Genomic DNA, 6,331 nt, shown 5'->3' with positions numbered 1-6,331 from the left:
ACATCTCTTGTTAATGATATATTGGGGGTAATATTCGGCATATTGGGTTGGGACATACATCATCCTCCTTTTTTGTACAATGTTTAATTGTATCAATCCTTTCATTCGTTCTCACACCAAAGTATATTTAGATTCTATATATCATATGTAGAAAAAAATATTGTTAACAATATTTTCTATAATTTTAATTCTCAGGCTTAACAAGAATCGTATTAATCTAAAGTCTAAATATAAAAATTTATACCTGGATTCCTTTCATGTTTTGCATTTACTTGAACTAATGGATTAGAAACACTACGTGACCTGAAAATGATACTATATTAAAAATAGAAAAAGAAATTAATATAAATTCCATAGTATTCAAAATATTAAAGGGATCTATCAATATTCATTCTTTTCATAGTGTTTTTAATTAAGATTAAACCCCGATGCCATAGGTGTATAAGGAAGCGGGAATTTGTTATCCAAAATGTGTCTAAACTTACATTTTTTCAAAATGGTATGGTGAGGCCTACAGACAATAGATTAGAGACACCAGCTTACCTTGACTTGAGAAACACCTACTATAGTTATTTCTTTTTAAGTGGAATAAACCCCAAAATTAATCTTAAGAATATACAATCTGGTATTACTTCTTTGTTGTATAAGACGAAAAGAAGAATTTTGTCTGATTTTCGAAAAAAGAGGAACGATTCATCTTGAAGAATTTCTAGGTTTTATTATGTTAATTAGTTATGATAATAATTGAAAAAGTATGGTAGAAGTTACTTTTGTCATTCTAGGGAAGAGCCTGCATGATAGCAAATTCTTTTCTGTACGTGAGTGCATTAAAGGGGTTTACATATAAAATGAGTAATAAAAAAATGTATGTAAAAAATGGAAAGCAGATATCCAAAAAATGTGAAAAGAAAAAAGAAGAATAAAAAATATAGTATTCCTGATCATACGGCTGATTTTATGAGTGGATGGGATACCTAGTATAAAAACAATGGTATGTGGAGGCAACACAATAAATAACTCAAAGAAAGTAGTATCCAAACATGCATCTTTTAATAATTATAGTTGTGTATTTAAGAAAATTAGATGTTGTCTGCACAATATATCACCTAGGAATATTTTACACCCTAAAATATTACCGGAGAAAAATAGGGATTTCAAAACAAGATACGATAGAAATATATATAGAAGGTTAAACCTAACAATTAAAACTTTATAACCTGCAATATCTTATCACAGGCAAGTCTTCTAGTGAAAACTTTAAGTGAGAAATGTGCCAAGCATATAATTGCTCAAATTCAAGAGTATTTAGAAAAGTAGTGAAACATTAGACTCTATTATTTATGAGATAAATACCATATTATTTGGTTTCATTACAAAGAGGAAGCAACTTTTATTTGATAAAGAACAGCTAATCTAAAAAGACAGGTCTTGAAAAGAGAATGGTAGTCATACTATTGGAGCAATTATTCAGTTTGACAAATTAGAAAGGACTGTATTTAAAATGTTATATTCAGAGCTAGTTTCTTCGTTGCAGCAAAATTTCCGCTCGGATTTATTTAAAATATTACGCTATTATTTGGAAGATACAAATTATGCATGTGTTACAGAAGAGACACTAATTGTGACAGATTCTCTAGTAGAGATATTGGTTGTTTATTTTAAAAATTCTTCTTTATTTTTAAAATGGGAGCAGATGGGACTTGAGATTGACTTTATCTCATGTAAAAATATACTCAAGAAGATCGAACATACTATGAGACAAAGAAATTCTACACTAAAACAGAGAAATTACTTTTATCATTTATTACGAGAAATAGGCATTCAAGAAGACATACCACAAGATTTTTTATGTATGAAGAAAAGGTTGCTGGAATTAGAAATGATAAAACAACAAAAAAAAACAACAAAAAACGTCTTATTCTTATACAACAAATCAAATCTTTACAAATGATGTGAAAGAACACATTTCATCGATGATGGAATATCATATGTATAATATCCATATTCTAATAAGAGTTGGATACTACTCGTTCTAGATGCGCGTTTACTTGTTACCAAAAAAGACTTGGACTTTGGTCTTATCCCTGTCAAGTAGACAGGATTAAAAAGACTAAGCAGCCATCGAGATTCGATATTCTATTGGAGCTCGATGGTTGAGTCGTTTTTGGAAACGTTTATAGTTATAAAAGTAAATATCTTCTTCAATTGCTTATATTAGATATTTTTCTGTTTTAAGATGATTCACATACAACATCTCCGATTTAAAAGCGGAGAAAAATGAATCAATATAAGCGTTATTTTATGAGAGTGGCTACCAATGATACCTAATTGTAGACATGATATGTGTACTGGAATTCGTGATTTGAATGGAGAATGGTTTCATGCAAATCTCTTTTTTGACCAACATTTCCATCGTATCTAATACAAGTTCCTTATTTTGTTGGAATTTTTTTAAATTCACGGTTTGAAAAATTTCTAGGAAGAAAGGAATCATTCAATCGAACCAATTATCTATCGAACTATTAGGCCTCACCATACCATTTTAAAAAAATGTAAGTTTAGGCACATTTTGGACAACAAATCCCCGATTTCATAGGTAAATAAGGAATCGGGGATTAAATGTAATCAAAAACATTGCGACAAGAATGAATACAGATGGATTACTTTAGTATTTTAAATAATCTGTAATTTATACCAATTTCTTTTTCCTATTTTTAATATTGTATTATTCTGAATTGTAACAGTTGTTTGAAGATCCATAATTTGAGTTCCATCAATTCGTACAGCGCCTTGATTAATTAATCTACGAACGGTACTTTTTGTTGTTTCATGTTCACCCATTGCTTTATGTACTAATTCAATGAGATGAATTGATGAAGTAGTTAAGGTAATACAAGGAATATCTTCTAGAATATGTTTTTTAGAGAACACATTTTCGAACCAATGTCGTTCTTCTAATGCGATACTAGGTCCATGATAGCGCTCTACGATTTTCTGTGCTAAAAATTTCTTATATTTCAAAGGATCATTTCGTATATCTAATCGAATTTCTGAAATTTCTCCCATATTCAAATCAGTATATACTTCGAAGTATGTGACAATTAGTTCATCAGGTAATGTCATTGCACGCCCAAATTTTTCTTTCGGTGAATGCCCTAAACCAATATAATTATTTAAACTTTTACTTTGCTTTGCTTTTCCATCAATTCCCTTAGTAATTTTAGATGTAATAATTACTTGAGGCGTTTGTTGAAACTTAAGTTGGAAAAAACGTCCTAACATCTCATTGAATAATTGGTCTGATCCGATAATTGTTAAATCCGAATTTAACATATAAGAATCGTACCCCTGAAAAATAGGATAAATCAGCTCATGCATATATATCTTGTGAATTCTGAATTCGTTGTCTAAACATATCTCTGGAAATGAGTTTTGAATGTGTGACTAAAGATAATAATCTTAAAATTTCAGATACACTCATATTGTTATACCATTCTGAGTTTCGTCTTATCTCTAATAGTTGGGGATCATCAAAACGTAAAATCATTTTGGCTTGCTCTATAAACTTTAATGTATTCTGCTCGATTTCTTGTTGCGAAATAATAGGACGAGTTTTATTTTTTCCTGTAGGATCCCCAATTGTAGTTGTAAAATCCCCAATTAAGAATTGTACTTTATGCCCCAGATCTTGTAACTTTCTCAACATCCATAAGTTTACAGCATGACCAAGATGTAAATATGGTGCAGTTACATCTACACCATATTTAATATTTAGTTTATTTTTTTCATGTAGTAAGGATTTCAATTCTTCTAATGAAAAAACTTCTTCTGTTGTACGTGAAAAATCACTTAATAGTTCTTCTATATTCATATTCAGTTCTCCTAAAAATAGATTCTTCATATATTATCCATATAGGATAGTATGAGTGAGCAAAATATATTTATGTCATTTTATTTTAATTCTTTTATTTTGGAAAAATGTTATGATTACGAATCAAGAATGTTGTGAAAAGTGCTACGATGCTCCCGAAAAGCGAGAAAAGAAACATGTGATGAATCCCTTGCATTAAACTTGAAGCATTTGTTAATAGAACCCCCATTAAAGTGACACCAATCGCAGCTCCCATATTGCGAGTGAACATAAGAAAAGCGGTCGCACTACCTTTTTCAGAGGAATCTACAAGTTGTTGTACAGAGATACTACTTACAGTAGAAACGATACCAAATCCACTACCTTGTATAATCATGATTACAAATACATACCAAAATGGAGAATGTACCTGTAGTAAAAATAGTAATAAACCGGAACAAGCCAATAATAAATTTCCTATAATTAATAAGTTTCGATATCCGTATTTTATGATAAATTTACCAATCGGAATAGTAACAAACATCCAGCCTATAGACATACCAAATAATACAAATCCACTATTAAAAACAGGTTGGTGAGCCACCTTTTGTAAAAATAGAGGTATATAGGTAGATGTGCCAAATAAAGCTACGCATCCGATTGCCCCACCAATATTAATCCAGCGTATCGTAGAATGATAAAAGATAGACATTGAAATGATAGGAGCCGAATGAGATTTTTCATAAAAATAAAAGCGGATAAGAATTAAAATTCCAATCATACCTAACGGAATCTGGAAATCATGGCTTTGGCAGGACATTAATATCATGCTAATACCTAGTGCAAACATCAGAGCTCCCATATAGTCAATGGTTGTTTTTTTGGGGTAAAAATCTTCTTTATAGGGTAATAGCATCCAAAGAGAAATAAGTCCAATGGGAATATTTATATAAAAAACCCATCTCCAAGATAAATACTCTACAAATAATGCGCCAAAACTAGGAGCCAGTATAGCAGAAAGTCCCCATACAGCAGTAAAACAAGCTTGAATCTTACTACGGTTTTCGATTGAAAATAAATCCCCAGCTATAATGGCCGGAAATGGCATCATAATTCCTGAACCTATTCCTTGAATCATACGGAAGATAATCAAATGTGTCATAGTTTGTGAAAACCCACATAATAATGAACCGATTATAAAAATACCTATCCCCGTAGCGAAAATCTTTTTTCTTCCAAATAAATCTGATAACCTTCCGGCAATGGGAGCAGTTATTGTCCCCATTATCATATAAGATACAAAAGACCAAGAATATAGTTCAAATTGTCCCAGATCTTGTGTGATTCTCGGCATTGTAGTATTCATGATAGTTGCATCCATTGATGCAATGATCATAGTAAAAATAACGCTCAATAAAATGAATATTTTATTTCTCATTTTGAATAGCCTCTTCTTGTAGACTCGCTAAAATAGTAATTAACCTCGGAGTATTTGTGATTTCAAAAACGTGATAGCCTAGTTTATGTGCATCTTCTAAATCTACGACATAATTATCACCCAGTATCATCATTTCAGAACTAGTAAGATTTAATTGAGACCTAATATTTTCATAAATGAGAATTTTATCTTGAACGGTAGTATCTATACCCCCGAGTGAATACGTTTGTTCAAATTGTTTTTTTATACCCAATGAGTATAACACTTGGTATAAAAATACTTTAGACGATAATGTGACTACAAACATGGGAATGGAAATCGCATCCAAGCATTGTATTAATTTTTCGTTTGGTTCTAGAAAATGTTGCGGATAAACCTTATCAAAAACTTCTTGGTGATATTCATGGGCAGCTATCCCTATAGATTGAAACCCTTTAATGGGATTCGGATATTCTTTTTTTAGTCGATCTATTAATGTTATATATTGAATTTCGGAAATTTGTTTTTTGGAGCATATCCATTCTCTGGTCTTTTTTTGAATTTGTTGATATAAAAGATGTTCTCTTTCATATAGCGTTCCATCTTGATCAAATATAATTGCTTTTATCATTTGCTAACACCTAAATTCTTAAAAATGACTTTAATTGTATTCTTCTTTTTTAATTTTAGCGCTTTATATCCCTTTTCGAAATCTTTTATATGAAATGAGTGAGTAATAAAGTTTTGAAATAATTTCCGTCTTTCTTTTATGAGTTGAACAGCTTCCACAAAATCCATTTTATTATAGGAATTTGCCCCGATTAATAAAATCTCCTTATAAAATAAAGTTCGAGCTTCTATAGGTAATGAATATTTTTCTGGAAAAACACCTAATACAATAATCGTGCCATTTCTTTTTACAGAAGAAATAGCATGATTTAGAGTGGTATCTTGTTCTCTTCCTACCGTTTCTATGAGGTGGTACAGTAAAACTGGAACACAGTATAGAGATAAATTATTCTATATAAGAGGTGTTTCAGATGAAAAAACAGTATGATGAAACG

General features: G+C 30.6%; 3 protein-coding genes and 1 pseudogene. 1 reads left to right on the top strand and 3 read right to left on the bottom strand.

The genetic code is table 11. The annotated features are described in order from the left end of the window. Window positions 1-1,501: 1,501 nt before the first annotated feature. Entirely contained in the window at window positions 1,502-1,951 is a 450-nt protein-coding gene (locus F3I02_RS21085) for a hypothetical protein (protein WP_196478386.1), read from the top strand. Between the two features lie 725 nt (window positions 1,952-2,676). Here the strand turns inward: F3I02_RS21085 and tyrS are convergent. The 3 genes and pseudogenes from tyrS to F3I02_RS21065 all read right to left on the bottom strand — a co-directional run. Continuing rightward, window positions 2,677-3,849: pseudogene (gene tyrS / locus F3I02_RS34100) on the bottom strand (tyrosine--tRNA ligase); the annotation flags it as partial. Between the two features lie 116 nt (window positions 3,850-3,965). Further along, window positions 3,966-5,288, bottom strand: a complete 1,323-nt coding sequence (locus tag F3I02_RS21070) for an MFS transporter (protein WP_196478383.1) — start codon at window positions 5,286-5,288, stop codon at window positions 3,966-3,968. Beyond that, window positions 5,278-5,898 carry an HAD hydrolase-like protein gene (locus F3I02_RS21065; RefSeq protein ID WP_196478382.1) on the bottom strand — a complete coding sequence of 207 codons (621 nt, stop codon included), beginning with the start codon at window positions 5,896-5,898 and terminating at the stop codon, window positions 5,278-5,280. The genes F3I02_RS21070 and F3I02_RS21065 overlap by 11 nt, the downstream gene beginning before the upstream one ends. Window positions 5,899-6,331: the final 433 nt, after the last annotated feature.

Source organism: Bacillus sp. SRB3LM, from assembly GCF_015712745.1.
Classification (GTDB): domain Bacteria; phylum Bacillota; class Bacilli; order Bacillales; family Bacillaceae_G; genus Bacillus_A; species Bacillus_A thuringiensis_K.
Note: the sequence above shows the minus strand (reverse complement) of the source record. Positions and strands in the feature narration are given on the sequence as shown.

Excerpts from the sequence above, each read along its gene's own strand:
- F3I02_RS21085 (WP_196478386.1), top strand. The coding sequence starts at position 1,502 with ATGTTATATTCAGAGCTAGTTTCTTCGTTGCAGCAAAATTTCCGCTCG.
- F3I02_RS21070 (WP_196478383.1), bottom strand. The coding sequence starts at position 5,288 with ATGAGAAATAAAATATTCATTTTATTGAGCGTTATTTTTACTATGATC.
- F3I02_RS21065 (WP_196478382.1), bottom strand. The coding sequence starts at position 5,898 with ATGATAAAAGCAATTATATTTGATCAAGATGGAACGCTATATGAAAGA.